23 protein-coding genes are annotated in these 26,332 nt (G+C 64.5%); 11 read left to right on the plus strand and 12 right to left on the minus strand.

Annotated features, from left to right (window positions below; genetic code table 11):
• Window positions 1–105: 105 nt before the first annotated feature.
• Together CK224_RS15320 and CK224_RS15325 are read left to right on the plus strand one after the other, a co-directional pair.
• Window positions 106–1,386: an amidohydrolase family protein gene (locus CK224_RS15320; protein WP_095782328.1), complete on the plus strand. Its 1,281-nt coding sequence runs from the start codon at window positions 106–108 to the stop codon at window positions 1,384–1,386.
• A gap of 83 nt (window positions 1,387–1,469) precedes the next feature.
• Window positions 1,470–2,393 carry a DMT family transporter gene (locus CK224_RS15325; RefSeq protein ID WP_067003583.1) on the plus strand — a complete coding sequence of 308 codons (924 nt, stop codon included), beginning with the start codon at window positions 1,470–1,472 and terminating at the stop codon, window positions 2,391–2,393.
• A 15-nt stretch (window positions 2,394–2,408) separates the two neighbouring features.
• Here the strand turns inward: CK224_RS15325 and CK224_RS15330 are convergent, their stop codons facing one another.
• Window positions 2,409–3,311: a phosphotransferase family protein gene (locus CK224_RS15330; protein WP_095782329.1), complete on the minus strand. Its 903-nt coding sequence runs from the start codon at window positions 3,309–3,311 to the stop codon at window positions 2,409–2,411.
• A 95-nt stretch (window positions 3,312–3,406) separates the two neighbouring features.
• Between CK224_RS15330 and CK224_RS15335 the strand changes: the two genes are divergently transcribed.
• The gene (locus CK224_RS15335; protein ID WP_095777580.1) at window positions 3,407–4,039 is read left to right on the plus strand and encodes a class I SAM-dependent methyltransferase; all 633 of its coding nucleotides are present in this window, start codon (window positions 3,407–3,409) and stop codon (window positions 4,037–4,039) included.
• A gap of 12 nt (window positions 4,040–4,051) precedes the next feature.
• Here the strand turns inward: CK224_RS15335 and CK224_RS15340 are convergent, their stop codons facing one another.
• Together CK224_RS15340 and CK224_RS15345 are read right to left on the minus strand one after the other, a co-directional pair.
• Window positions 4,052–6,502 (minus strand): FAD-dependent oxidoreductase, encoded by a 2,451-nt coding sequence (locus CK224_RS15340; protein ID WP_095782330.1) that lies wholly within the window; start codon window positions 6,500–6,502, stop codon window positions 4,052–4,054.
• Window positions 6,499–7,395, minus strand: a complete 897-nt coding sequence (locus CK224_RS15345) for a phosphotransferase family protein (protein WP_095782388.1) — start codon at window positions 7,393–7,395, stop codon at window positions 6,499–6,501. The genes CK224_RS15340 and CK224_RS15345 overlap by 4 nt, the downstream gene beginning before the upstream one ends.
• Window positions 7,396–7,795: 400 nt before the next feature.
• On the opposite strand from CK224_RS15345, the gene CK224_RS15350 reads away from it, so the two are divergent.
• The 7 genes from CK224_RS15350 (at window position 7,796) to CK224_RS15385 (ending at window position 15,691) form a co-directional block, all read left to right on the plus strand.
• A complete protein-coding gene (locus CK224_RS15350; protein ID WP_095782389.1) occupies window positions 7,796–8,560 on the plus strand; it encodes a DeoR/GlpR family DNA-binding transcription regulator in 765 nt (254 codons plus the stop codon).
• Between the two features lie 54 nt (window positions 8,561–8,614).
• Window positions 8,615–9,526 (plus strand): LysR substrate-binding domain-containing protein, encoded by a 912-nt coding sequence (locus CK224_RS15355; protein ID WP_095782390.1) that lies wholly within the window; start codon window positions 8,615–8,617, stop codon window positions 9,524–9,526.
• A 281-nt stretch (window positions 9,527–9,807) separates the two neighbouring features.
• Complete coding sequence (locus CK224_RS15360) at window positions 9,808–10,962, plus strand: ABC transporter substrate-binding protein (RefSeq protein ID WP_095777615.1); 1,155 nt, start codon at window positions 9,808–9,810, stop codon at window positions 10,960–10,962.
• A gap of 190 nt (window positions 10,963–11,152) precedes the next feature.
• Window positions 11,153–12,151 carry an ABC transporter ATP-binding protein gene (locus CK224_RS15365; protein WP_067003595.1) on the plus strand — a complete coding sequence of 333 codons (999 nt, stop codon included), beginning with the start codon at window positions 11,153–11,155 and terminating at the stop codon, window positions 12,149–12,151.
• 283 nt (window positions 12,152–12,434) lie between these two features.
• The gene (locus tag CK224_RS15375; RefSeq protein WP_210199659.1) at window positions 12,435–13,340 is read left to right on the plus strand and encodes an ABC transporter permease; all 906 of its coding nucleotides are present in this window, start codon (window positions 12,435–12,437) and stop codon (window positions 13,338–13,340) included.
• The gene (locus CK224_RS15380) at window positions 13,330–14,145 is read left to right on the plus strand and encodes an ABC transporter permease (protein ID WP_067003601.1); all 816 of its coding nucleotides are present in this window, start codon (window positions 13,330–13,332) and stop codon (window positions 14,143–14,145) included. Before CK224_RS15375 ends, CK224_RS15380 begins: the two co-directional genes overlap by 11 nt.
• A 118-nt stretch (window positions 14,146–14,263) precedes the next feature.
• A complete protein-coding gene (locus CK224_RS15385) occupies window positions 14,264–15,691 on the plus strand; it encodes a gamma-aminobutyraldehyde dehydrogenase (protein ID WP_095782331.1) in 1,428 nt (475 codons plus the stop codon).
• 45 nt (window positions 15,692–15,736) lie between these two features.
• On the opposite strand, the gene CK224_RS15390 is transcribed toward CK224_RS15385, so the two are convergent.
• From CK224_RS15390 to CK224_RS15430, 9 genes are all read right to left on the minus strand, one after another.
• The gene (locus CK224_RS15390; RefSeq protein ID WP_067003605.1) at window positions 15,737–16,051 is read right to left on the minus strand and encodes a hypothetical protein; all 315 of its coding nucleotides are present in this window, start codon (window positions 16,049–16,051) and stop codon (window positions 15,737–15,739) included.
• A 42-nt stretch (window positions 16,052–16,093) separates the two neighbouring features.
• Window positions 16,094–16,450 (minus strand): nuclear transport factor 2 family protein, encoded by a 357-nt coding sequence (locus CK224_RS15395; RefSeq protein WP_095782332.1) that lies wholly within the window; start codon window positions 16,448–16,450, stop codon window positions 16,094–16,096.
• A 218-nt stretch (window positions 16,451–16,668) separates the two neighbouring features.
• Window positions 16,669–18,222, minus strand: a complete 1,554-nt coding sequence (locus CK224_RS15400; RefSeq protein WP_095782333.1) for an alpha/beta fold hydrolase — start codon at window positions 18,220–18,222, stop codon at window positions 16,669–16,671.
• 123 nt (window positions 18,223–18,345) lie between these two features.
• Complete coding sequence (locus tag CK224_RS15405; protein ID WP_067003609.1) at window positions 18,346–18,660, minus strand: formate dehydrogenase subunit delta; 315 nt, start codon at window positions 18,658–18,660, stop codon at window positions 18,346–18,348.
• Window positions 18,650–19,480 carry a formate dehydrogenase accessory sulfurtransferase FdhD gene (gene fdhD, locus CK224_RS15410; protein WP_095782334.1) on the minus strand — a complete coding sequence of 277 codons (831 nt, stop codon included), beginning with the start codon at window positions 19,478–19,480 and terminating at the stop codon, window positions 18,650–18,652. Before fdhD ends, CK224_RS15405 begins: the two co-directional genes overlap by 11 nt.
• A 2-nt stretch (window positions 19,481–19,482) precedes the next feature.
• Window positions 19,483–22,395 (minus strand): formate dehydrogenase subunit alpha, encoded by a 2,913-nt coding sequence (gene fdhF / locus CK224_RS15415; protein ID WP_095777571.1) that lies wholly within the window; start codon window positions 22,393–22,395, stop codon window positions 19,483–19,485.
• 10 nt (window positions 22,396–22,405) lie between these two features.
• Window positions 22,406–23,962 (minus strand): NADH-quinone oxidoreductase subunit NuoF, encoded by a 1,557-nt coding sequence (locus CK224_RS15420; protein ID WP_095777570.1) that lies wholly within the window; start codon window positions 23,960–23,962, stop codon window positions 22,406–22,408.
• Window positions 23,959–24,438: a formate dehydrogenase subunit gamma gene (locus CK224_RS15425; protein ID WP_095777569.1), complete on the minus strand. Its 480-nt coding sequence runs from the start codon at window positions 24,436–24,438 to the stop codon at window positions 23,959–23,961. Before CK224_RS15425 ends, CK224_RS15420 begins: the two co-directional genes overlap by 4 nt.
• Before the next feature lie 194 nt (window positions 24,439–24,632).
• On the minus strand, window positions 24,633–25,532 hold the full coding sequence (locus CK224_RS15430; RefSeq protein ID WP_095777568.1) for a LysR family transcriptional regulator: 900 nt from the start codon (window positions 25,530–25,532) through the stop codon (window positions 24,633–24,635).
• 156 nt (window positions 25,533–25,688) lie between these two features.
• Between CK224_RS15430 and CK224_RS15435 the strand changes: the two genes are divergently transcribed.
• Window positions 25,689–26,330 carry a DUF47 domain-containing protein gene (locus tag CK224_RS15435; RefSeq protein WP_067003620.1) on the plus strand — a complete coding sequence of 214 codons (642 nt, stop codon included), beginning with the start codon at window positions 25,689–25,691 and terminating at the stop codon, window positions 26,328–26,330.
• Window positions 26,331–26,332 lie beyond the last annotated feature (2 nt).

A 26,332-nucleotide genomic window follows, 5' to 3' on the forward strand; every position in this document is an offset into this window, starting at 1 on the left:
TATAGAGCGAGTTGGCGCCGGAGGAAACGCCGGCAGGGAAGAAACGGCTGCGGCGGGCCGCCTTTCCGATCACGATAACGCTGATTCTACCAAAGGGATGATGACATGGATTTCGACCTCATCGTGCGCGGCGGCACGCTGCCGGACGGCAGGATCGCCGATATCGGCATCGCTGGCGAAACCATCGCCGCGATCGAGCCTCAGTTGCAAGGCGCAGCTCGGAGCGAGGTCGACGCGCGCGGCAATCTTGTCACGGCGCCCTTCGTCGATCCGCATTTCCATATGGACGCCACGCTCTCCTATGGCATTCCGCGCATCAACGCTTCGGGCACGTTGCTCGAAGGCATTGCGCTCTGGGGCGAGTTGAAGCCGCTCCTGACGCATGAGGCCGTGCGCGACCGCGCGCTCGCCTATTGCGACTGGGCGGTGTCGATGGGCCTGCTTGCCATCCGCACCCATGTCGATGTCTGCGACGACCGGCTGCTTGCCGTGGAAGCTCTGCTGGACGTGAAGAAAACGGTCGCGCCCTATCTCGACCTGCAGCTGGTCGCCTTTCCGCAGGACGGGTTTTATCGCTCGCCGACGGCCCGCGAAAACACAATCCGGGCGCTGGATATGGGCGTCGACATCGTCGGCGGCATCCCGCATTTCGAGCGCAGCACGGGCGACGGCACCCGCTCGGTGACGGAGCTCTGCGAGATCGCGGCGAAGCGCGGCCTGATGGTCGACATGCATTGCGACGAGACCGACGACCCGCTGTCGCGCCACATCGAGCAGCTTGCCTATGAAACGCAGCGCCTCGGCTTGCAGGGCAGGGTGGCGGGCTCGCACCTAACCTCGATGCATTCCATGGACAATTACTACGTCTCGAAGCTGTTGCCGCTGATCGCCGAGGCCGGCGTCTCTGCGATCCCCAATCCGCTGATCAATATCATGCTGCAGGGGCGCCACGATACTTTCCCCAAGCGGCGCGGCCTGACCCGGGTGAAGGAGATGCTGGCGCTCGGCATCCGCGTCGGCTGGGGCCAGGACTGCGTGCTCGACCCATGGTATTCGCTGGGCACGGCGGACATGCTCGACGTGGCCTTCATGGGCCTGCATGTCGCGCAGATGTCGAGCCCGGCCGACATGGCGCGCTGCTTCGACATGGTCACCAACGTCAACGCCGCCATCATGGGGCTTGATCATCTCGGTCTGACCGTCGGCAAGCGGGCGAGCCTTGTCGTGCTCGATGCCGGCAATCCGATCGAGGCCGTCCGCCTGCGCCCCGAGCGCCTCTATGTCATCGCCAGGGGCAAGGTGGTAGCCGAACGGACCAGGCAGGACACGCGGCTGTCGATCGCCGGTCGGCCGGAGAACCTCAACCGCAGGCACAAATCCGCGTAGCGCCAGCCGATTTCCGCCGCTGGTCTTACGGATCGTCCGAATTTCCCTCCTCAAAGCGACAGATTGCGAGTAGGGAGCCGGGCATGGCCCAGTTCCTCGCCCGCAATCTCACGATCAAGAATGTCCTGCTCGCCGGCATTCTCTTGATGCTGGCCGGCGACTTCATGTTCGCGCTGAACGACGCGATGGGCAAATGGCTGGTCGCTTCCTTCTCGGTCGGTCAGGTAGTGTTGGTTCGCTCCATCGGCGCCTTCTTGGTGCTTGGGCCGATGATCGCCAACCAGGGCGCAGGCAAGCTTTTTCAGGTGGAAAGGCCGGTGCTGCAGGTCCTGCGCGTCGCGGCGACCACGCTCGATACCGGGCTGTTCTATGCCGCGGTCGTCTATCTGCCGCTCGCCGACGTGATGAGCTTCTACATGGCCGGACCGATCTATGTCGCCGCGCTCTCGCATCTCCTGCTCGGCGAGAAGGTCGGCTGGCGGCGCTGGCTGGCGATCCTGGTCGGCTTCTGCGGTGTGCTGATCATCCTGAAGCCATCGTCGGCCGCGTTTTCGCTGTCATCGGCCTATGCGCTGATCGGCAGCATTGCCTTCGGCTTCGCCATCATTCTCGGCCGGCGTTTGCGCGGAACGAGTGACACGACGCTGGTCACCTGGCAGACCATCGGCACGTTGATTGTCGGCGGCGTTCTGACCATCGGCGCCTGGCGTACGCCGTCGGCGCTCGATTTCGGCGCCATGCTTTTGCTCGGCATCGTCTCCTGCGCCGCCCATCTGATGATCACCCGCGCGCTGAAGCTGGCGCCGGCGTCAACGCTGGCGCCGCTGCATTACAGCCTGCTGCTGTGGGCCATTGTCTTCGGCCTGGTCTTCTTCGGCGATGTGCCGAGCCCGCGGATACTCGCCGGCTCGGCCATCGTTGTGCTCGCCGGCATCTTCATCTTCCATCGCCAGAAGGTGGTGGAAACCGTCGTGCCGCCCGAGAACGTGCCGAAAGGCGTCAACTAGGATCCAGGCCTGCGCTCACCCCTCTCGCACAGCAGCGAGGTGCCGTGAAAACTCCGGCGTCTCCATCAGCGCCTTGCAGCGGGCGAAGCGTCCGTCCGCATAGGCGCGGAAATCGTCGACCGGGTTGTTGTTGGCGAGCTGGATCAGCCCCCACAGCGTCCAGAGCAGGTCGCACATGGCCTTGTAAATGACGACGCGGCCGCGCTCGGCCGGCCTTGCTTCGCCGCCGAAATAGGCGCGCATCAGCTCTTCGTCCTGGCCGGCGTCGAACTTGCCTTCGACCGAGAGGTCGCCGAGATCCCACAACGGATCGTTCATGCCGGAGTACTCCCAGTCGACGATCCACATCCGCTCCCCGGTATCGAGAAAGTTTTCGCAGAGCGGATCGCAGTGGCAGGCAGCAAGCTGGATCGGGTGCGTGACCAATGCTTCGCGCACGCTGCCCGCCTCGCGCACCACGTCGTGATAGCCGGGCGGCAGGGCCACATCCTTGGTCGACAGTACGTTCAGATAGTCGTCGATCATCGCAAACAGCTCGAAGCGGAAGGGGAAGACCGCGCCGGACGCATGCAGCTTGCGGAAGGCTGCGCCAGCACGCGCCGGACTGCCCTGTCTGGCCTTGAACTTTTCCGGCGACATGGTCTCGGCGTCGGCGACGAAGCGCGTTGCCATCAAGCCGGATGCGGGATCGGCAAAAAGCACCTCCGGGCTGACGCCGGCCTTTGCCGCCTCGCGCGCCGCCACCGCCTCGTTGGCGCGGTTGATATATTCCTCCGTGCCCTTCCCGGGAATGCGCAGGCAGACCTCGCCGGCCTTGTAGACACGGTTGGTAAGGCCGCCCAGCCGCTCCAGCGGCCCCTTGTATCCGGCAAGCGCCGGAATGGCGGCCAGCGCCGCGCGCGCCTCCTCCATCGTCATCCCCTTAACCATCACGCCATGTTTATGGCGGAACGGTTCCACAGTTTTTGCCGCTTGGCTACCATGGCCGACACGAATCGGCGGCGGGAGCGGCAATGGCGGACGGCAAGCAAAACAGCGCGCTAAGCGCGGCCTATGCCGCAACACGGCCGGACGAAGTGGCCGCAATCTACGATAGCTGGGCCGAAACTTACGACGCCGATATGTCGGCGGCCGGCTATCGCCATCCGACCATCTGCCTGGCCCTGCTGGCCCGCCATCTGCCGCGCGGCGCGGAACCTGTGCTCGACGCAGGCGCCGGCACCGGGCTGATCGGCGAATGGCTCGCAATCACCGGCTATCCTCGTGTCGAGGCGCTCGACATCTCGCAAGGCATGCTGGACAAGGCCGGCGCCAAGGGCGTCTACACGGCGCTGCATCGTCTGGCGCTGGGCGGCGCCCTGCCTTTCGCGGACGGTGCCTATGCCGGCATCGTTTCGGCGGGCGTCTTCACCTCCGGCCATGTCGGCGTCGAGGGGCTGGACGAACTGATCCGCATCTGCCGTCCAGGCGGCTTCATCGTGCTGACGATCAAGAACACGCTCTGGCAGGCCGGCTTTGCCGATCGCATCGCCGCGCTCGAAGCGGAGGGCGTCATAACCCGGCTTGAAGAGACACCGCCTTACGCCTCGATGCCCGGCGAGGCCGATGCGGTGCCAAGCAGGGGTCTCGTGCTGCGCGTCGGTTGACCGCTTTCCTGCTTAAGCCTTTATCTTCTCTCCGGCCGGATCGTACATCGGCTCGAGATGGATCTTTGCCGGCGTGCGCTCCATCGCCACCACCAGTTCATAGGCGCCCGAGGCGAGGAAGTCGTCGCTGACGCCATCGGCGTTGCGCACATAGCCATATCCGATGTTCTTCTCCACCGTATAGCCATAGCCGCCGCTGGTGAGATAGCCGACCGGTTGGCCGTTGCGCAGGATCGTCTCGCGTCCGGCCAGGACGACGTCCGGATCGTCGACCGTGAAGCCGGCAAAGCGTTTCGTCAGCGGCTGTCCGGCCGATTTCTCCAGCGCCCGCCGCCCGATGAAGTCGTTGTTCTTCCTGAGCTTCACAGCCCAGCCCAGGCCCGCTTCCTGCGGCGTGTCGTTCGGCGTGATGTCCGCCCCCCAGGCGCGATAGCCCTTTTCCAGCCGCAGCGATTCCAGCGCCCGGTAGCCGACCGGGCAGATGCCATGCTGTTTCCCGGCTGCCATGAGGGCATCAAAAATCTCGCCCGTCGCGGCGATCGGCACATGCAACTCCCAGCCGAGCTCGCCGACATAGGTCACCCGCAGCGCCCGCACGGTGTGGCCGGCGATGTCGATCTCGCGCGCGTGGCCGAAGGGGAAGGCGGCGTTGGAGACATCCGCACCCGTTACCGCCGACAGCACGTCGCGGGCGCGTGGCCCCATCAGCGACAGCGTGCCGAAATCCTCGGTCACGTCTTTGAGCGCCGCGTCGAGTTCCTGGCCGAGATGGTCGCCGATCCACGAAAAATCATGCGTGCGGAAACCGGTGCCGGTGACGATGTAGAACCTGTCCTCGCCGAGCCGTGCCACCGTGAGGTCTGCTTCGATGCCGCCGCGCGTGTTGAGAAGCTGCGTATAGGTCAGCCGGCCGACCGGCTTGTTGATGTCGTTGGCGCAGATCCAGTCGAGCGCCCTCAGCGCATCGGCCCCGGTCATCTCATATTTGGCAAAGGAGGATTGGTCGAAGATGCCGACTTTCTCGCGCACATGCCGATGTTCCTCGCCGACCGCCTCGAACCAGTTCTGCCGGCCCATTGAATAGACGTCTTCCGGCTTGATGCCGTCGGGCGCGAACCAGTTCGGCCGCTCCCAGCCGAGCTTCGAGCCGAACACGGCGCGGTGCTCTCTCAGCCGCTCATAGAGCGGCGAGACGATGCGCGGCCGGCCCGAGAGATATTCCTCATGCGGGAAGCCGATGGTGTAGTGCTTGCCATAGGCCTCGAGCGTGCGGTCGCAGACCCATTGCCGGTCGCGGTGCAGGTTGGAAAAACGCCTGATGTCGACCACCCAGAGGTCGAGCGGCGCCTCGCCGTCGACCACCCATTGCGCCAGCACCCAGCCGGCGCCGCCGCCGGACGCGATGCCGAAGGCGTTGAAACCGGCGCCGACGAACATGTTGGCGCATTCGGGCGCGACACCAAGGATGAAATTGCCGTCCGGCGTGAAGCTTTCCGATCCGTTGATCATTTGCTTCACGCCGACATTGGCCAGCGCCGGCACCCGCTCGATCGCCTGCGCCATATGCTGCTCGAAGTGGTCGTAATCATCATCGAACAGGCGGAACGCCCAGTCCTTGGGTACGTCGCCCCCTGGGAGCTCAGTCGTCCAGGCCTGCGGGTTCGGCTCATAGCCGCCCATCACCAGCCCGCCGACCTCTTCCTTGAAATAGGTGCGGCGGTCGGGGTCGCGGATTGTCGCGTCGTTGGCCAGCCCTTCGAGCTTCTCGGTGATGATGTACTGGTGCTTGACCGGCTGCAGCGGCACGTTGATGCCGGCCATCGCGCCGACCTGCCTTGCCCATTGCCCGGCGCAGTTCACCACCTTGTCGCAGGCAATGTCGCCCTTTTCGGTCTTCACCGCGGTGATGCGTCCGCCCGTCATCTCGAATCCGGTGACGCGCGCGTCCTCGAACAGTTTTGCGCCATGCATGCGCGCGCCCTTGGCGAGCGATTGCGTGATGTCGGAGGGGCTGGCCTGACCGTCGGTCGGCAGCCAGGAGGCGCCGACGAGGTCGCCGGTTTCCATCAGCGGCCACATGCGCTTCACCTCGGCGGGCGACAGCAGCTGCATGTCCATGCCGAAGCTTTTTGCCGTCGTCGCCAATCGCTTGAACTCGGTCCAGCGATCGGCGTTGGTGGCGAGCCTGAGGCACCCGGTCATTTTCCAGCCGGTCGCCAGTCCCGTTTCGGCCTCGAGCCCCTTATAGAGCTCGACGGAATATTTGAGCACGCGGGTTATCGAGGCCGACGAGCGCAGCTGCCCGACCAGTCCGGCCGCGTGCCAGGTCGAGCCCGAGGTCAGCTTGCCTTGCTCCAGCAGCACCACGTCGGCCTTGTGGTCGCGCGCCAAATGATACGCGGTCGAGCAGCCGATGATGCCGCCGCCGATGACCACGATGTCGGCATGGCTGGGCAAGGTCATGATCTTGTCCCGTATCTCGTCCGGTAGTTTTCCAGTGCAGCGTCGAGCCGCACCAGGTTTTCTTCGGTATAGGCGACGTAGTCGATGCCGGGCGCGTCGAGATAAAGCTCGGAGACCATGCTCCACATTGCCTCGCGCAGCAGTGAGGCGCATTGCATGGCCGCGTGCGAGCGGCGGATCTCGCTGTCCGGCTCCTTCATGAAATAGGCGGTCAGGAAGGCGAAGGATTCCTCGTCGCTCATGCCCGCATTCGAGGCGGCGCCGGCCAGATCGAACATGGCCGTGTTGAAGCCGGCATATTCGAAATCGATCAGCCACAGCCGCTTGCCGTCGTCGAGGATGTTGGCCGGCAAAAGATCATTGTGGCCGAAGACGATCGGCAAAAGCTTCTGCGCCCGTTCGAGCTCGTCGGCTAAAGCGAGATAGCGCGGCAGCTCGTCCTTCTTGCGGCTGCCGCCTTCCTCGAGCGTGCGCGCATAGTCGCGGATGACATGAAAGACCCAGAACATGAAACCGGCGCCGGAGACGTGGTTCGGCATCTCGCGGTGAAAGCGCCGCAGCAGCGCCGCCACGCGGCCGAGATCGGCGCGCACATCCTCGGCGAGGAAGGTCCTGGCGCCGAGAAACTGGGTCACCAGAATTCCGGGCTCGGCGTAGTGGACGGCTGGCGCGAAACCGGCCGCATGCGCCGCCCGCGCCGTCATCACCTCGCGCTCGCGAAAGACATGGTGGAACGGGAAGTCCTGGCCGAAGCGCACCACGTGCCGGCCGGCGGCGTCGGTAACGACATAGTTGGCGTTGCTGAGGCCGCCGGGCAGCGGCTCGATCTCGATGCCGCCGCTCCAGCAGGGCAGGGCGCGGATGCGGTCTTCGGTGGTTGCGGCGGCGCTCACGGGTTCGGTCCTGCTTCGGCCGGCTTTCGACAAAGCGCCGGTCTCTCACAAAGCGATGAGAGAAAAAAGAAAGGCCTCGTCGGTGCGGGATGCCGGGATTGATATCCCTCACCACACCGACGAGCCCCTTGGCCAGGCTTAGGATCCCGGCATCCGCCCCCGCGGATTCGAAAAAAGCTCGCGTCAGGCACGTTCCAGAAAATCTGGTCAGTCGTTTGCGGCTCTGCCATCACCCTCCTGTGGCAGTTCCGAGCCTGTCACGACCTCAATCTCACGCCAGCGTGATGTTGCTGTCAATAAAAAGCTGTGACCTTTTTTGGGTGTTTTGCCCGAAAATATGAGCAATTCCTTTAAAAGCGTTAGGAATGCCGTAGAATCGGTCAAAATCCCGGACATCCAGATGATCCACTCGAAACGGCACGGCGAGATCCTGCGGCTCCTCGGTGAGGAGGGCACGATCACCATCGCCAGCCTGGCCGAGCGCCTGGGCGTGTCGCTGGAGACGGTCAGGCGCGACGTGAAACCGCTGACCGATGACGGGGCATTGCTCAAGATGCATGGCGCCGTCAGCCTGCCGTCGATGACAGGCGAGGCGCCGTTCGAGCGCCGCATGCGCGAGAATGCCGAGGCAAAGCGTCTGATTGCCCGCATGGTCGCGGCCACCATCCGCGACGGCGAGTCGATCATGCTCGACACCGGCACCACCACGTCCTTCCTGGCGCGCGAACTGCTCGGCCACCGCCGCCTGACGGTGGTCACCAATTCGTCCGACATCGCCCGCACGCTGGCGACGGTGAACGGCAACAAGGTCTACATGGCCGGCGGCGAGCTGCGCAGCGATTCAGGCGCGGCGCTCGGCGTCGCGGCGATCGAATTCGTAAGCCGCTTCTCGGTCAGCCATGCGGTGATTTCCATCGGTGCGGTCGACGCCGTCGCCGGCCTGACCGACTACGAGCTGGAGGAGGCGGAATTCGCCCGCATGGTGCTGTCGCGCGGGCAACGCTCGCTGGTCGTCACCGACCATACCAAGTTCGGCCGGCAGGGCCTGGTTCAGGTCTGCGGCTTCGACGGTTTCTCCGAGCTTGCCACCGACCAGCCGCCGCCGCGCGACATCGCCGCCGCGCTCAGCCGGGCCGGCGCGCGTCTCAGCATTGCGATGGCCTAGCGCCGGATGCGCCAACGGCTTTCCTTCCCGGCCGCGCCGGTGTTTAGTCGGGTCATGGCCTTCACCATCCGCCAGCTCCAGTTCTTCGTCGCCGTCGCCGAGCAGGGCACGGTCTCGGGCGCCGCGCAGAACCTCTCCATCTCGCAATCCTCGGTCACCGAGGCGATCAAGGAGCTGGAGAGCGATCTCGGCGTCGAGCTGTTCGACCGCCACCCGCGCGGCCTCAACATCACCCATAAGGGGCACCAGTTCCTGCGCCACGCGACGAAAATCCTGGCCGACGTTTCCGATGCGCGCCGCGCTTTCCTCGGCGATCAACTCACCGCGGGCGGGCGGCTGCAGCTCGGCGTCACCTCGCTTGTTGCCGGATACGTGCTCTCCGATCTGCTGGCTCGCTACCGCCGCGCCTATCCGAGCGTCGAAGTCTCGGCGATCGAGGACAATGGCGACTATCTCGAGCATCTGCTGGTCGGCGGCAAGCTCGACATCGCCGTCATGGTCACGTCGAATTTGCGCGATCGCACCGCGCTGCAGTCGGAAATCCTCGAAGTCTCGGCCTATCGGCTCTGGCTGCCGCTCAGCCACAGGCTCGCCAGCGCCGACATTATCTCGATCGGCGACATCGCTTCCGAACCGCTGATCATGCTGACCGTCGACGAGATCGAGGAGAACACCGGCAAGCTGCTGTCGGCGCTCGGTGCGAGACCGCATGTCGCCTTCCGCACCCGCTCCGTCGAGGCCGTGCGCAGCCTTGTGGCCACCGGCGCCGGCGTGGCGCTGCTGCCCGATCTCGTCTATCGTCCCTGGTCGCTGGAAGGCGACCGCATCGAATCCCGCGATATCTCCGGCTCGCCTCCGGTCGTCCAGGTCGGCATGGTTTGGCGCCGCGGTTCCAGCCTGCCGCAGGCCGCCCGCGACTTTATCGGACTTGCCCAGTCGCAGCGCATGGTCCGGCAGCGGCTCTGATCAGAGCGATTCCAGCAACGTGTGAACGGTTGGGCTCGGCGACTTCGTCGCAACCTTCCGTCCGGAATGGCGTCGGAAAGAGTATCGGAAAATCCGATATCGGGTTTCTGATAAATGGATTTGCGAAACCGGAATTTTCACAGCACTTTTCGCTCAGGGAACAAAGCCGCTCGGGAGCGCGGCTGCCGGGGTGATGGGAACTCTGGCGTTCAGGTTTGCGTGTGATCCTTGTTGAAAACCGGATCGGTTTCGGGGTCATGCGCCAAAATGGGAGATCGATGATGAATGCATTCCTGAAGTCATGCACGGCGTTGACGGTTGCGCTGACCTTCTCGGGTCAGGCGATCGCCCAGGTCAAGGAAGTCGGCAAGGGCGAGGGCGAGCTGAATATCGTCGCCTGGCCGGGCTATATCGAGCGGGGCGAGACCGACAAGAACTACGACTGGGTGACCGCCTTCGAGAAGGAGACCGGCTGCAAGGTCAACGTCAAGACCGCCAATACGTCGGACGAGATGGTCTCGCTGATGAACGAGGGCGGCTTCGACCTGGTGACGGCTTCTGGTGATGCTTCCCTGCGCCTCGTCGCCGGCAAGCGCGTGCAGCCGATCAACACCGACCTCATCAAGAGCTGGAAGACGGTCGACGACCGTCTCAAGGACGCGCCCTGGTTCACCGTCGACAAGGTGCATTACGGCGTGCCCTACCAGTGGGGCCCGAACATCCTGATGTACAACACCACCGTGTTCAAGGAAGCGCCCAAGAGCTGGAACGTCGTTTTCGAGGAGATGAAGCTGCCCGACGGCAAGTCGAACAAGGGTCGTGTCCAGGCCTATGACGGCCCGATCCATATTGCCGATGCCGCCAACTACCTGATGTTCCACAAGCCGGAACTGGGCATCAAGGATCCGTACGAGCTCAGCGAAGACCAGTACAAGGCGGCGCTCGATCTGCTGCGCACCCAGCGCACCCTGGTCGGCCGCTACTGGCATGACGCCGCAATCCAGGTCGACGATTTCCAGAACGAAGGCGTCGTCGCCTCCGGCTCGTGGCCGTATCAGGTGAACACGCTGGTCGCCGCCAAGAAGCCGGTCGCCTCGACCGTGCCGGAGGAGGGCGTCACCGGCTGGGCCGACACCACCATGATGGAAGCCGACGCCGCCCATCCGAACTGCGCCTATATGTGGCTCGAGCACTCGCTCTCGCCCAAGGTCCAGGGCGATGTGTCGTCCTGGTTCGGCTCGCTGCCGGTCGTGCCCGCCGCCTGCAAGGGCAATGAACTGCTCGGCGACGAGGGCTGCAAGACCAACGGTTACGACAATTTCGAGAAGATCAAATTCTGGAAGACGCCGATATCGAAATGCGCCAGCCAGAATGACAAATGCGTGCCCTATTACCGCTGGGTGTCGGACTATATCGGCGTCATCGGCGGGCGGTGAGTTCGCCTGGCTTTTAGAAGTTGGCGCTGCCCCTCACCCTTACCCTCTCCCCGTGAAGAACGGGGAGAGGGGGTCGCCAGCGCTGGAGTTTGTCCCTTCTCCCCGTCTTTCACGCGGAGAAGGTGCCGGCAGGCGGACGAGGGGCAGCACAGACGCCCGAATTTGAGAGCCTGAACCTTCAGGACAGATCATGACCTCCGCCGTTTCCTTCAAACAAGTCTCGCGCCATTTCGGCAGCGTGCGCGCCGTCGATGCGGTCGATCTCGACATCGCGCCGGGCGAGTTCTTCGCCATGCTCGGGCCGTCCGGTTCCGGCAAGACGACCTGCCTGCGCTTGATCGCCGGCTTCGAGCAGCCGACGGCCGGCTCGATCTCCATCTTCGGCGAGCGGGCCGAAGGCGTTCCGCCCTATCGCCGCAACGTCAACACCGTTTTCCAGGACTACGCGCTGTTCCCGCATCTGAACGTGCTCGACAACGTCGCTTACGGGCTGATGGTCAAGGGCGTCGGCAGGGTCGAACGGCTGAAGGCGGCGGAAGAGGCGCTCTCGCTGGTGCGCCTGCCGGGCTATGGGGCCCGGCGCCCCGGCCAACTCTCCGGCGGCCAACGCCAGCGCGTCGCGCTTGCCCGGGCGCTCGTCAACCAGCCCAAAGTGCTGCTGCTCGACGAGCCGCTCGGCGCGCTCGACCTCAAGCTGCGCGAGAACATGCAGGAAGAGCTGAAGTCGCTGCAGAAGGTGCTCGGCATCACCTTCGTCTTCGTCACTCACGACCAGGGCGAAGCCCTTTCCATGGCCGACCGTGTTGCCGTCTTCAACGACGGCAGAATCATGCAAGTCGGCACGCCGGAGGACATTTACCAGCGGCCGAGGACGCGCTTCGTCGCCGATTTCGTCGGCTCGTCCAACGTGCTGCCGCCGGATTTCGTGCAGCGCTATTCCGGCCAGCATCGCTGGGGTAGCCTCAGGCCTGAATCCATCCGCGTGTCGGGCGCGACGAGCGGCGATGGTGTTGCCGCGCGTCTGGTCGGGACCAACTATCTCGGCGCCACCACAAGGCTGGCGCTCGATGCCGATGGGCTGAGGCTGCATGCCATGGTGCCGGCGGGGACCGCGCTCCCTGCCGAAGGCGAGGCGGTGATGCTCACCTTCAACCGCGAGCACCTGCATCTGATGGACGAGTCGGCATGATTGCGGTTTGTGCAAAGCACCGCCCTCTGTCCTGCCGGATATTCCCCGCGCAAGGGAGGAGATTGGCTGTCGCCGCTCGCTTCGCCAATTTTCGACGTTGCAGAACTGGCGGGGCAGACGAGCTGCTGATCTCCCTCCTCGCGGGGGAGATGGCCGGCAGGCCAGAGGGAGGTGTGAAGGATCTCGGCCTTGCCGCCGTTGATCTGATCGTCGGTGCGGCTCGATGACAATCGCCGCTGTTCAATCCAAGCCCGTGCCCGCCATCCTGCCCGGCAACGGCGGCATGCGCGGGGCGCTCTCCGACCTCTTATGGCGCCGGCCGATACTTCTCTTGCTGCTCATGCTGCTGCCGCCGCTTCTGTGGCTGGGCATCGTCTATATAGGCTCGCTTTTCGCGCTGCTTTTGCAGAGCTTTTTCTCGATCGACGAGTTCTCCGGCCTGATCAACCGCGAGTTCACGCTGAAGACCTATGGCGACCTGTTCCAGGCCGCCAATCTCGACATCATCCTGCGCACGGTGACGATGGCGGCGCTCGTGACGCTCGCCTCCGCGGTCATCGCGTTCCCCATCGCCTATTACGCGGCGCGCTATGCGCGCGGCCGCTGGAAGGCGCTGTTCTATCTCGGCGTCATGCTGCCGCTCTGGTCGAGCTATCTGGTCAAGATCTACGCCTGGAAACTGATCCTCGCCAAGGAAGGCATTCTCACCTGGCTGTTAGGCAAGCTCGGCCTGCTGTGGCTGCTCGAGGCCTGGCTGTCGTTGCCGATCGTCGGCGGCAACTCGCTGTCGGTCTCCTTCACCGGCACCTTCATCGTCTTCGTCTATGTCTGGCTGCCGTTCATGATCCTGCCTGTGCAGGCGGCGCTGGAACGCGTCCCCGGCAACCTCGTCGAGGCCTCGTCCGATCTCGGCGCCTCGCCCGGCCAGACCTTCCGCAACGTGCTCTTCCCGCTGGCGCTGCCGGGCATCGTCGCCGGCTCGATCTTCACCTTCTCGCTGACATTGGGCGACTACATCATCCCGCAGATCATCGGCACCTCGCGCCTGTTCATCGGCCAGGCCGTCTATTCGCAGCAAGGCACCGCCGGCAACATTCCTTTAGCCGCCGCCTTCACCGTGGTGCCCATCGTCATCATGGGCTTCTATCTGTGGGGCGCCAAGCGCCTGGGAGCTTTCGATGCGCTCTGATCGCGGCCAATCCGCTCCGCTCGGGCTGAAGATCGCCGCCGCCTGCGGCCTGCTCTTCCTGCACCTGCCGATCCTTTTGATCTTCGTCTATGCCTTCACCACTGAAGAGAAGAGTTTTGTGTGGCCGCCACCGGGTTTGACCACGCAATGGTTCGCCGTCACCTGGAACAGGCCGGATGTCTGGGAGGCGCTGTCGCTGTCGATCCGCGTCGCTGCCATTTCGACAGCGATCGCGCTGGTTCTTGGCACGCTCTGCGCCGCTGCGGTTTCGCGGACGCGCTTCTTCGGCCGCGAGGCGATTTCATTGCTCGTCATCCTGCCGATCGCGCTGCCCGGCATCATCACCGGCATCGCGCTGCGCTCGGCTTTTGCACTCGCCGACATCCCGTTCTCGTTCTGGACGATCGTGCTCGGCCACGCCACTTTCTGCGTGGTCGTCGTCTACAACAATGCCGTCGCCCGTTTTCGCCGCACCTCAGGCTCGATGATCGAGGCCTCGATGGATCTCGGCGCCGACGGTTTTCAGACGTTTAGGCATGTCGTGCTGCCCAACATTGCAACCGCGCTGCTTGCCGGCGGCATGTTGGCCTTTGCGCTGTCCTTCGACGAGGTCATCGTCACCACCTTCACCGCCGGCCAGCAGCAGACCGTGCCGATCTGGATGCTGGAGGAGCTGATCAGACCGCGGCAGCGACCGGTCACCAATGTCGTCGCCATGGTCGTCGTGCTGGTGACGCTGCTGCCGATCCTCTTTGCCTATTACCTGACCCGCGACGGCGACCAGATCGCCGGCTCGGGCAAATGAAAACAGCGAATAGGGATTAGCCAATAGCGAATAGGGAAAATCGATCGCGAACCCTGCCCGCCATTCGCAACTCGCTGCACGCAACTCGCTACTCGCTACTGCGAAGGGAGAAACCCCCATGGACACCCAGATGCTGATCGGCTCGAAATTCGACAAGGGCACCGAAATCGAGGAGCCGATCCTCAATCCGAAGACCGGCGCGACCATCCTCAACCTGCCGGAAGCAAGTCCGGCGCAGATCGAGGCGGCTGTCAGTGCCGCCGAACAAGCGTTCGTCAATTGGTCGCGCACCACGCCGGCGCAGCGCTCGGGCTATCTGCTGAAGATCGCCGATCGCATCGAGGCCGAAGCGAATGAGTTCGCCGCGCTCGAGGCGCTGAATTGCGGCAAGCCGATCAACGCCGTGCTCAATGACGAGATCCCGGCGATCGTCGATTGCTACCGCTTCTTCGCCGGCGCGGTGCGCTCGATGCCAGGCCAGGTCGCGGGCGAGTATCTGCCCGGCCACACCTCGATGGTGCGGCGCGATCCGATCGGCATCGTCGCCTCCATGGCGCCCTGGAACTATCCGCTGATGATGATGGCCTGGAAGCTGGCGCCGGCGATCGGCGGCGGCAACACCGTCGTCTTCAAGCCATCGGAGCAGACGCCGCTGACGGCGCTGAAGCTGGCGAGGATCCTGTCGGAGATCCTGCCCGAGGGCGTGGTCAATGTCGTCCTCGGCCGCGGCGACAGCGTCGGCAACACGCTGATCAATCATCCCAAGGTCAACATGATCTCGATCACCGGCGACGTCGCCACCGGGAAGAAAGTGCTGCAGGCGGCCGCCAAGTCGGTCAAGCGCACGCATCTCGAGCTCGGCGGCAAGGCGCCGGTCGTCGTTTTCGACGACGCCGATCTCGGCGCGGTGGTCAACGGTCTGCGCGCCTTCGGCTACTACAATGCCGGCCAGGACTGCACCGCCGCCTGCCGCATCTATGCCGGCAAGAAGATCTACGACAAGCTGGTTGCCGATCTCTCCTCGGCGGCGTCGACCATCAAATACAATCTGCCTGACGACACCGAGAATGAGATCGGGCCGCTGATCTCGCGCCGCCAGCGCGACCGCGTGTCAAGCTTCGTCGAGCGCGCTTCGGAATTGAAGCACATCGAGATCACCACCGGCGGCAAGCCGGGCGCGGGCTCCGGCTTCTACTACCAGCCGACGGTCGTCGCCGGAGCGTTGCAGGAAGACGAGATCGTGCGCCGCGAGGTGTTCGGCCCGGTCGTCTCGGTCACCCGCTTCTCCGAGGTCGACGAGGCGGTGAACTGGGCGAATGACAGCGACTACGGCCTCGCATCGTCGGTGTGGACCAGGGACGTCTCGCGCGCAATGACGACCGCCGCCCGGCTGCAATATGGCTGCACCTGGATCAACACCCACTTCATGCTCACCAACGAGATGCCGCATGGCGGCCTGAAGCAGTCCGGTTACGGCAAGGACATGTCGCTCTACGCGCTGGAGGACTACACCGCCGTCCGCCATGTGATGGTGGCGCACGGGTAAGCCCTCTATCTCTCCCACAACGGGTGAGGTCGGCCACGCAGGCCGCTACTCGACGATGCGGTAGATGTTCCACAGGCTGGTGCCCGACACCACATAGGGCTCCAGCTCCTTGCCCCATTTGGCGTGCGCCTCGATCTTGGCGATCTTGGCGAAGAACTCCTCCAACTGGGCCAGGCTCTCGACCTGGTGGTGGGTCTCGATCGTCGCTTCGCGTGCGCCGACTGAACCGGTCATGAGCTGGAATTTCAGGTCGGCGAGCCCAACCTGCGAGCCGATCTCGCGCTCCCATTTCCGCATCAGCTCGAGCGCGGTCTGCTTGTGACCGAACTTGGCGTCGATCTGCCATCTGGCGCTGAACATCTTGGTTCTCCTCCCTGTCTTGCAGATGAATCCGTTCTTGAGCTACTCGTCCCAGGCCTGCACGACCGTCTGCCGCGCGATGCGGCCGTTCTTCAATTCGAGCATCGCGGCGCAGAACACCTTGGTGCCGTCGGGATAGGCGCAGGCCTGGGTGAAGGCGAGATTGTCGCCCTCGGCGATCGTGGCGTCGACCTTGTGGGTCATCGCCCGGCTGCAGATGTCGTCCCAGAAGGTGCTGATCGCCGCGCGGCCGCGGATTTCGCGCGGCTTGCTCGGCGGGTTGTTGCGGTCGATCACCCGCACCAGCGCATCGTCATTGTAGAAGCTCGCCAGCATCTTGCCGTCGCGGCTCTCGATCGCTTTCTTGATCGCCGCGCCGTCCACTGTCTTGGTCAGCATTTCATCCTCCATGTGCCCATCGTCTTGGGTGGTAGATGTCCGAAGCGCTGCCCGACGATTACTGCCGGGCAGGGACTTCTCACTGCGAACTGGCCATGGCGGCTGCGAACAGGTCGTCGGTCTGCTTCTTGACGAGTCCACCTGACGCTTGGCCTGCATGGGACGAATTCATAGTCCTAGAGACACCCCTTTCGCTTCGCCCGAAAGCGCCATGGCACTCATGGCCCGTCCGGGCCAGTGTGCCTTGCCGAGAAGGCCGCCGCAGCAGCGCGCGACGGCAGGTCCAGCTTGAGCAATATGTTGGCGACGTGCCGCTTGACCGTATGCTCGCTGAGCCTCAGCTCGGCGGCGATCGCCGCATTGCTCATGCCGTCGGCAATCAGGTTCACCACCTCGCTTTCCCGGGCCGTCAGTGTTGCTGGCTGCAGGGCCCTGGGCCTGGGGCGGCAGGCCGGTTCCAGATGTTGTTCAGACGTGGCCTGGACCACCGGCAGCGGCTCGCTCAGCTCGTCGAGACTGACAAGTCCGGCGTCGATGAAACGCAGGCCGGAGCCTATCGCCAGTTCGGCGACCAGCCGCGAGGCGAGGATGTCGCCGGGTCCGGCATGGGTGGCGAGCTGCATGGTCACCCGCGCCGTGAGGCCGACCGGCTGGCCGCGCATTTCGATCTCGCCGACATGCACGCCTTGCCCGCTTGCCACGCCGATCTGCTGCGCCGCATCGCGCAGCGCCGCTGCGCAGCGTATGGCGCGCGCCGGCCCGTCGAAACGAGAGATCATCAATTCGCCATGCGTGCCGGCAATCCGCCCACCATGGCGGCCCACCAGCAGCCGCCATGCTTCCTGGAAGCGCTGGCTGCGCTCGCTCCACATGCGGTCGCTGAGCTTGGCGGTGTCGAAGATGCGCGTCACCAGCAGCGCGGCAAGCACCCGCTCGGTGTCGGCCACCGCCGGCTGGCCGGTCAGGCACTCCTCGATCAGGTCGGCCACCCGGTCGACGTCCCCGGTCCAGATCGGATGGTCGCGGCCGGGTATCTCAACAAGCCGGGCGCCACGAATCTTCCTGGCAAGGAAGCGGCTGGCCTCCGGATCGACGCGCGCGTCATTGCGGCGATGGATCAGCAGCGTCGGCGCGCTGATCGCGGACAGAATGCCGCGCACGTCGATGCCTGCATTCATGCGGGCAAGGGCTGCCGCGGCCGTCGGGCCGGCCGACAGCCGTTCGAACCGTGCCCACCACCGGGCAAAATGCGTGTCATCCACGCGGCCTGGCGCGAAATTGGGCAAGGTCGCGCCGGTGCCCCAGCAAGTCTCGGCAACCTCGATGAAGGCTTCCAGGCGCTCCGGCGGCATTACCCATTTGTGGAAATGCGCATAACCGCCATAGAGCACGAGTGCCCGCGTCCGCTCCGGATAGGTCGCGGCAAACAGCATCGCCATCGGTGCGCCTTCCGAAGCGCCGAGGATCGCCGCGCGGCCGCTGCCGGTGGCGTCCATCACCGCGCGCACGTCATCCATGCGGGTTTCCAGGCCGGGCAGATGATGGTTGTCCACTCGGTCCGAAAGCCCGGTGCCGCGTTTGTCGAACAGAATCAGCCGTGAGAAAGTCGAAAGCCGCTTCAGCAGGCGGCTGTAGCCCTCATCTTCCCATTGTAGGTCGAGATTGGAGATGAAGCCGGGGACGAAGACGAGATCGAACGAGCCTTGGCCGACCACCTGATAGGCGATCCGCACATCCCCGCTACGGGCATATCTGGTCTCGATCGGCCTCACGCAACTACCCCGCCCGGCCAGACGATCTCCTGTCGTCAACCATAGCAGAGGCAGCCGGCTTGCGGCAGCGAAACTTTAGAGAGCGGAAATATAAGACCTTTGCGCCGATGCGGCCCCGAGGCCCTACTTGTGCGGAATGGCGCCCTCAGCCTCCGCAGGCTTGCTGTAACCGAGGCTCTTGTCGGCTTGCTCCGCCGTCAGCGGACGCTTGATCTTGGCGGAGGCGGCGATCACCAACTCGTCGAAATCTTCCGGGTCGCCGTCCAGCAGCTCGAAGAACTGCCGCCGCATCCTGGGCTCCCAGAATTTGTTGATGTGCTCGGCAACGCCGGCGATGCCTTCCTCGCGCGGCTTCGAATGGAAGAAGGTGGCGATCTGATTGGCCATGCGCACCAGCTTTTCCTTGGTGCTGGCGATGTGGTCTTCGTCATGCGACATGCTTGGCAACTCCGCAAGCCACCCGGTCGGGGTGGGTGAAAATATCGAAATCGTCGCCGCGCACCAGCGCCACCAGCGTCATCCCGGCGGACTCGGCGGTGCGGATGGCAAGCGCGGTCGGCGCCGAAACCGCCATGATGATCGGGGCACCGATGGCGGCGGTTTTCTGCACCATCTCCACCGACACGCGCGAGGTGACCACGACGGCGCCGCTCGCGCCGTCGATGCCGGCTTTGGCCAGCGCGCCGGCGAGCTTGTCCAACGCATTGTGGCGGCCGACATCCTCGCGCGCCATCACGATACCTTTGCCGGGAACGTAGAAGCCGGCAGCATGCACCGCCCCGGTCTCGATGTGCAGCGGCTGCTGCTTCGACAGCAGCTTGACCGAACGCGTGACGTCTTCGGCGTCGAGCGTAAGCTTCGACGAACCGACCGCGTCGACCGACCGCATCGCTTCCTCGATGGATTCGATGCCGCACAGGCCGCAGCCGACCGGCCCGGCAAGCCGGCGCCGTCGCGCCTGGAAGCGCGTGTTGGCCCGGTCCTTCAGCTTGATCTGGATGTCGATGCCGGCGCCGAGATCCTCGACTTCGATCGCCTCGATCTCTGCCGGGTCGGCAACTATGCCTTCGGTGAGCGAGAAGCCGAGCGCGAAATCCTCGAAATCGGCCGGGCTCGCCATCATCACCGCATGGGTGGTGCCGGCATAGGAGAACGCGACCGGCGTCTCCTCCGGCACCATGCGGTTCGCAGCCGCCGTGCCGCCGGCACGACGCGCCAGCCGCGAGATTTGCGTCGTGGCTTTGCGGCGCGCGGCCAAGACTACTCCGCCGCTTCCAGCGGGGCGATGCGGCGGCTCTGCTTGGCCTGCTCGTTATAGTCCCTCTGCCACTCGGTCGGGCCGTTGGATGGCGCCACCTGCACGGCGGTGACCTTGTATTCCGGACAATTGGTCGCCCAGTCCGAGAAGTCGGTCGTGATCACATTGGCTTGCGTGTCCGGGTGGTGGAAGGTCGTGTAGACGACGCCGGGCGACACGCGGTCGGTGATCAGCGCGCGCAGGGTGGTCTCGCCCGAACGGCTCGCCAGCCGCACCCAGTCGCCCTCGCGGATGCCGCGGTTCTCGGCGTCGTGCGGATGGATCTCCAGCCGATCTTCGGCATGCCAGGCGACGTTTTCGGTACGCCTGGTCTGCGCACCGACATTGTACTGCGACAGGATACGCCCGGTGGTGAGCAGCAGCGGGTAGCGCGGGCCGGTCCGTTCGTCCGTCGCGACATATTCGGTGCGGATGAACTTGCCCTTGCCGCGCACGAAGCCGTCGACATGCATGATCGGCGTGCCGAGCGGTGCCTTCTCGTTGCAGGGCCACTGCACCGATCCGACACGGTCGAGTAGCTCGAAGGAGACGCCGGCGAAGCTCGGCGTCGTCTTGGCGATCTCGTCCATGATCTCAGACGGGTGCGTGTAGTTCCAGTCCAGCCCAATGGCGCGGGCGAGCTCCTGCGTCGCCTCCCAGTCGGCGTAGCGCGCCTTCGGCTCCAGCACCTTGCGCACCATGTTGATGCGGCGCTCGGCATTGGTGAAGGTGCCGTCCTTCTCCAGGAAGGTCGAGCCCGGCAGGAAGACATGGGCGTAGTTCGCCGTCTCGTTGAGGAAGAGGTCGTGCACGACGACGCACTCCATCGCGGCCAGCCCTGCGGCGACATGCTTGGTGTCGGGGTCGGACTGCAAGATGTCCTCGCCCTGGATGTAGATGCCCTTGAATGAGCCGTCGACGGCGGCATCCAGCATGTTGGGGATGCGCAGGCCGGGCTCCTCGTCCAGCTTCACGCCCCACAGGCTCTCATAGATGTCGCGCACGGCTTCGCCGGAGATATGGCGATAGCCCGGCAGCTCATGCGGGAAGGAACCCATGTCGCAGGAGCCCTGGACATTGTTCTGGCCGCGCAGCGGGTTCACGCCGACGCCCGGACGGCCGATATTGCCGGTGGCCATGGCGAGGTTGGCGATCGCCATCACCGTAGTCGAGCCTTGGCTGTGCTCGGTGACGCCGAGGCCGTAATAGATCGCGCCGTTGCCGCCCTTGGCGTAAAGGCGCGCGGCACCCCGGATCGCTTCAGGATCGACGCCGGACAGCTTGCCGACCGTCTCGGGGCTGTTTTCCGGCAGGGCGACGAAGGACGCCCAGTCCTGGAACTCGGCCCAGTCGCAGCGCTCGCGGATAAAGGCTTCGTCGAACAGGCCCTCGGTGACGATGACGTGGGCCAGCGCCGTCAGCACCGCGACGTTGGTGCCGGGCTTCAGCGGCAGGTGGTAGTCCGCCTCGACATGCGCCGACTTCACCATCTCGGTGCGGCGCGGGTCGAGCACGATCAGCTTGGCGCCCTCACGCAGCCGCTTCTTCAGCCGCGAGGCGAACACCGGATGCGCCGTAGCGGGATTGGCACCGATGATGACGGCAACGTCGGTGTATTCGACCGAGTCGAAGTCCTGCGTGCCGGCCGAGGTGCCGTAGGTCTGGCCGAGGCCGTAGCCGGTCGGCGAATGGCAGACGCGCGCGCAGGTGTCGACATTGTTGTTGCGGAAGCCCTGCCGCACCAGCTTCTGGACGAGATAGGTCTCCTCGTTCGTGCAGCGCGAGGAGGTGATCCCGCCGATCGAGCCGCGTCCGTACTGGTACTGGATGCGGCGGAATTCCTTTGCCGTATGGGCGATCGCCTCTTCCCAGCTCACCTCGCGCCACGGATCGGTGATCTTCTCCCGGATCATCGGCGACAGGATCCGATCCTTGTGGGTGGCATAGCCATAGGCAAAACGGCCTTTGACGCAGGAATGGCCGTGGTTCGCCTTGCCGTCCTTGTAGGGCATCATGCGGATGACTTCGTCACCCTTCACTTCCGCCTTGAACGAGCAGCCGACGCCGCAATAGGCGCAGGTCGTGACGGCCGAGCGCTCCGGCATGCCCTTCTCGAGCACGGTCTTCTCGCGCAATGCGTCGGTCGGGCAGGCCTGCACGCAGGCGCCGCAGGACACGCATTCGGAAGCGATGAAATCCTCATGCATGCCGGCGACCATGCGGGACTCGAAGCCGCGGCCCTCGATGGTCAGCGCGAAGGTGCCCTGCACCTCTTCGCAGGCGCGCACGCAGCGTGAGCAGACGATGCACTGCGCCGGATCATAGGTGAAGTAGGGGTTGGACTCATCGCGGGCGATGTAGTCGACCGCCAGCGAGCCATGGCCGGGCGCCACGCCGCCTTCTTCCTTGACGTGGTTGCGGCCTTCGACGCCGTAGCGGTTCTCGGTCAGACCGACCGACTCCGCAACCGCGTCGAACTCGCTGGCGCCGGTTCCGGCCTTCTCGTTCCAGCCGGTCGGATGGTCGGAGACGTAGAGTTCCATGACGCCACGGCGGATGGCATCGAGCCGCTCGGACTGCGTGCGCACCACCATGCCCTCGCCGACCGGCGTCGTGCAGGATGCGGGCGTGCCGCCGCGGCCGTCGATCTCGACCAGGCAGACGCGGCACGAGCCGAAAGAGTCCAGCATGTCGGTGGCGCAGAGCTTCGGGATCTCGACCCCGCCTTCCATCGCCGCGCGCATGATCGAGGTGCCTTCCGGCACGGTGATGCTTTGCCCGTCGACGGTCAGCGTCACCTGCTTCGCCGCTTTCGACTCCGGCGTTCCGTAGTCGATCTCTTCGATGAGTGTCGGGAAGTCGGCTTTGATGTTCATCTGCCAGCTCCTATTCGGCAGCCACGCGCGTCGGCGCCGGCTTAAAATCCTCGGGGAAATGCGTGATCGAGCTCATCACCGGGTAGGGCGTGAAGCCGCCCAGGGCGCAGAGCGATCCGAACTTCATCGTGTTGCAGAGGTCGGTGACCAGAGCGAGGTTCTTCTCCGCCTCGATGCCCGCGGCGACCTTGTCCAGAACCTCCATGCCGCGCGTCGAGCCGATGCGGCAGGGCGTGCACTTGCCGCAGCTTTCGATGGCGCAGAACTCCATGGCAAAGCGCGCCTGCTTCAGCATGTCGGCGCTGTCGTCGAACACGGTTATGCCGGCATGGCCGATCAGCCCGTCCTTGGCAGCAAAAGCCTCGTAGTCGAACGGCGTGTCGAAAAGCGCGCGCGGGAAATAGGCGCCGAGTGGACCGCCGACCTGCACCGCCTTCACCGGCCGCCCCGAGGCCGTGCCGCCGCCGATCTCGTCGACGATTTCGCCCAGCGTCAGGCCGAAGGCCGTCTCGAACAGGCCGCCATGCTTGACGTTGCCGGCGATCTGGATCGGGATCGTGCCGCGCGAACGGCCCATGCCGAAATCCTTGTAGTAGGCGGCGCCCTTGTCCATGATGATCGGCACGGAGGCCAGGCTGATCACGTTGTTGATCACCGTCGGCTTGCCGAACAATCCTTGGATCGCCGGCAGCGGCGGCTTGGCGCGCACCACGCCGCGCTTGCCTTCCAAGCTGTTGAGCAACGAGGTTTCCTCGCCGCAGACATAGGCGCCGGCGCCGACGCGGATTTCCATGTCGAAGGCGTTGGGCGAGCCCAGCACATTGACGCCGAGCACGCCCGCCTTGCGGGCGATCGCGACCGCCTTGTTCATCGTCGCCACCGCATGCGGATATTCCGAGCGGATATAGACGAAGCCCTTGGTCGCGCCGGTGGCGATGCCGGCGATCGCCATGCCTTCGATCAGCACGAAGGGATCGCCCTCCATGATCATGCGGTCGGCGAAGGTGGCGCTGTCGCCCTCGTCGGCGTTGCAGACGATATATTTGCGTTCGGAATTCGTATCGAGAACCGTCTTCCACTTGATGCCGGTCGGGAAGCCGGCGCCGCCGCGGCCGCGCAGGCCGGACTCGGTCACCTGTTTCACGATCTCGGCCGGCGCCATGGCGACCGCGTTCTGCAGGCCTCTCAGACCGCCATGCGACTTATAGCTGTCGAGCGACAGCGGGTCGATGACGCCACAGCGCGCGAAGGTCAGCCGCGTCTGCTTGGCGAGGAAGGGGATCTTGTCTGGCGCGCCCAGCCAGCGCTTGTGATGGCCACCCTTGAGGAAACCGCTGTCGAACAGGCTTTTCACGTCAGACGGCTTGACCGGCCCGTAGGCGACGCGGCCCTCGGCGGTCGCAACCTCGACCATCGGCTCCAGGAAATAGGCGCCGCGCGAGCCGTTGCGCACGATCTTGGCCTCGACGCCGCGCTCCTTGAGCTCCTTCTCGATCGCCCTGGCGACCTTTTCGGCGCCGAGCGCCAGAGCACCGGAATCGGCAGGGATGTAGATGCGCGGGATCATGAACGCACCTCCGCGACGATCTCTTCGATCTTCTCGTCGTCGAGCCGGCCGATCACTTCGCCGTCGAGCATCGCCGACGGCGAGCAGGCGCAAAGCCCGAGGCAATAGACCGGCTCCAGTGTAACCGATCCGTCGCGTGCGGTCTCGTGAAAATCGATGCCGAGCAGTTGCTTGACCTTGGTGGCGACGGCTTCCGAACCCATCGACTGGCAGGCTTCCGCCTGGCAGAGCTTCAGCACATGCCGGCCGGCCGGCTTGGCGCGGAAATCGTGATAGAAGGTGACGACGCCATGCACCTCCGCTCTTGAGAGGTTCAGCCCGTCGGCGATGGCCGGAAGCGCCACCTGCGGCACATGGCCGAATTCTTCCTGGATGCCGTGGAGAATCGGCAGCAGCGGACCTTCGAGGTCCTTCAATTCCTCGATGATCGCCGCTATGCGCGACGCGATCTCGGTACTTGCAGGCTGCATCGGCATGCAGCGCCCTCCCTGGCCGTGGCGCCAACACATATGTCACCCCAAAATATAGAGCGGTTTTGGGGCAACGACATGCACAGGGCGCAATATCGCTAAGTCCTTATGAAATCAGAGGAAACCTCCGAGATCAATAAAGCAGTCTCGTCGCTTGATAGAAATTATCTATCAAAAACGCTGAGCCCGCATTATCTAGCCTAGCGGTGGGCGCGGAAATCGTCTGCGAGCGCCATTGCCTCGTCCAGCAGCGCCTGCACCAGCGGCGTGTGCGGCTCGCGCGGCGCCGCCACCAGCCCGACCGTGTGGCTGGCATCCGGATCGACGATCGGAATGGCCCGGATCGGTTCGGAAAAGCCGAATGTTTCCGCAAGGTTGAGCGGCATGATCGATGACCACTTGCCGGTCCGGATATGCGAGAACAGCACGATCATCGAGTTGGATTCCAGCGTCGGCCGCACCTGCACGCCGGCTTCCGCCAGATGCTGGTCGATGATGCGGCGGTTCTGCATGTCCGGCGTCAGCAGGCAGAGCGGCAGCTGGCTGATCTCTGCCCACGTCACTTTGTCGCGGTCGGAATAGGGGTTGCCGACTGCCGTGATCAGCTGGTAGCGCTCGTCATAGAGCGGCACGCTGGTTACCCGCCCCAGCGGCTCGTTGTCGAGATAGGTGATGCCGGCATCGACATCGAGATTGCCGAGCAGCGTCAGCACCTCGATCGAGGTCCGTGACAGCACCGAAAAGGTGACGCCGGGATGCTTGTCGCGGAATGGCGTCGTCAGCCGCGCCACCATGGCGAGCGCCGTCGGAACGGCGGCGATGCGGATGCGGCCGGACAGGCCGTGGCGCGCCGCCCGCATCTCCTCGCGCATGGTCCTTGAATCGCCGACGATGCGGCGCGCCCAAACCAGCACCTGCTTGCCTTCCGGCGTCAGACCCTGGAAACGCGAGCCGCGCAGCACCAGCATGACGCCGAGCTGCTCCTCGAGCTGCTTGATGCCGGCCGACAGCGTCGGCTGGGTGACGCCGCACACCTCGGCGGCGCGGCCGAAATGCTCTTCCCTGGCTAAAGCGATGAAGAATTCCAGCTTGTCGATCATGTCATCCGATCCACGGTCTGCCCAAGGTCGGGGAAATCGCTTTGCTTCGCAAGGCGGATGAACGATAGGATCTCATCCACATTTTTGAGCCGGCTTATCTGTTTTCCCGCGCCGCGCATGGCGCTATGTGAGGTAGGCGGAAGCAGGGAGGAGCAGATGCTGGGTTGGTTTCGCAGACTGTTGCCGCGCGAGGATCGCTTCTTCGAACTGTTCGAACGGCATTCGCGCACGGTGGTCGGCGGCGCCGAGGCGCTTGAGCAGCTTCTCCAGGGCCGGGACATCGACCGCTGGTGCCAGACGATCGTCGATCTGGAGGACGAAGCGGACGGGATCACCGCGGAGGTGCTGCTTGCCGTCAGGCGCTCCTTCATCACGCCCTTCGACCGCGGCGACATCAAGGATCTGATCCAGTCGATGGATGATGCCATCGATACGATGCACAAGGCCGTCAAGACGGTGAAATTGTTCGAGATGAGGGAATTCGATCCGCTGATGCGGGAAATGGGCAGCGTCATCGTCGAGGCCGCCCGGCTGGTAGCAGAGGCCATCCCACTGCTCGGCAAGGTTGGCGCCAACGCCGCGCGGCTGAACGCCATCGCCGAAGAAGTCATGCGCGTTGAGGGCCGCGCCGACGACCTGCACGAGCAGGGCCTGAAGGACCTGTTCAAGCGGCACGGTCGCAGCGACCCTATGGCCTACCTGATTGGCTCGGAGATTTACGGCCAGCTGGAAAAGGTGGTCGACCGTTTCGAGGACGTCGCTAACGAGATCAGCGGCATCGCCATCGAGAACGTCTAACA

The sequence above is a fragment of the Mesorhizobium sp. WSM3862 genome, assembly GCF_002294985.1.
Classification (GTDB): Bacteria; Pseudomonadota; Alphaproteobacteria; order Rhizobiales; family Rhizobiaceae; genus Mesorhizobium.

Coding starts and splice junctions, on each gene's coding strand:
- fdhF (WP_095777571.1), bottom strand. CDS start 22,395: ATGAACATCAAAGCCGACTTCCCGACACTCATCGAAGAGATCGACTAC.
- CK224_RS15355 (WP_095782390.1), top strand. CDS start 8,615: ATGGCCTTCACCATCCGCCAGCTCCAGTTCTTCGTCGCCGTCGCCGAG.
- CK224_RS15330 (WP_095782329.1), bottom strand. CDS start 3,311: ATGACGATGGAGGAGGCGCGCGCGGCGCTGGCCGCCATTCCGGCGCTT.
- CK224_RS15380 (WP_067003601.1), top strand. CDS start 13,330: ATGCGCTCTGATCGCGGCCAATCCGCTCCGCTCGGGCTGAAGATCGCC.
- CK224_RS15340 (WP_095782330.1), bottom strand. CDS start 6,502: ATGACCTTGCCCAGCCATGCCGACATCGTGGTCATCGGCGGCGGCATC.
- CK224_RS15435 (WP_067003620.1), top strand. CDS start 25,689: ATGCTGGGTTGGTTTCGCAGACTGTTGCCGCGCGAGGATCGCTTCTTC.
- CK224_RS15320 (WP_095782328.1), top strand. CDS start 106: ATGGATTTCGACCTCATCGTGCGCGGCGGCACGCTGCCGGACGGCAGG.
- CK224_RS15385 (WP_095782331.1), top strand. CDS start 14,264: ATGGACACCCAGATGCTGATCGGCTCGAAATTCGACAAGGGCACCGAA.
- CK224_RS15375 (WP_210199659.1), top strand. CDS start 12,435: ATGCGCGGGGCGCTCTCCGACCTCTTATGGCGCCGGCCGATACTTCTC.
- CK224_RS15405 (WP_067003609.1), bottom strand. CDS start 18,660: ATGTCGCATGACGAAGACCACATCGCCAGCACCAAGGAAAAGCTGGTG.
- CK224_RS15430 (WP_095777568.1), bottom strand. CDS start 25,532: ATGATCGACAAGCTGGAATTCTTCATCGCTTTAGCCAGGGAAGAGCAT.
- CK224_RS15350 (WP_095782389.1), top strand. CDS start 7,796: ATGATCCACTCGAAACGGCACGGCGAGATCCTGCGGCTCCTCGGTGAG.
- CK224_RS15325 (WP_067003583.1), top strand. CDS start 1,470: ATGGCCCAGTTCCTCGCCCGCAATCTCACGATCAAGAATGTCCTGCTC.
- CK224_RS15335 (WP_095777580.1), top strand. CDS start 3,407: ATGGCGGACGGCAAGCAAAACAGCGCGCTAAGCGCGGCCTATGCCGCA.
- CK224_RS15420 (WP_095777570.1), bottom strand. CDS start 23,962: ATGATCCCGCGCATCTACATCCCTGCCGATTCCGGTGCTCTGGCGCTC.
- CK224_RS15365 (WP_067003595.1), top strand. CDS start 11,153: ATGACCTCCGCCGTTTCCTTCAAACAAGTCTCGCGCCATTTCGGCAGC.
- CK224_RS15360 (WP_095777615.1), top strand. CDS start 9,808: ATGAATGCATTCCTGAAGTCATGCACGGCGTTGACGGTTGCGCTGACC.
- CK224_RS15390 (WP_067003605.1), bottom strand. CDS start 16,051: ATGTTCAGCGCCAGATGGCAGATCGACGCCAAGTTCGGTCACAAGCAG.
- CK224_RS15425 (WP_095777569.1), bottom strand. CDS start 24,438: ATGCCGATGCAGCCTGCAAGTACCGAGATCGCGTCGCGCATAGCGGCG.
- CK224_RS15395 (WP_095782332.1), bottom strand. CDS start 16,450: ATGCTGACCAAGACAGTGGACGGCGCGGCGATCAAGAAAGCGATCGAG.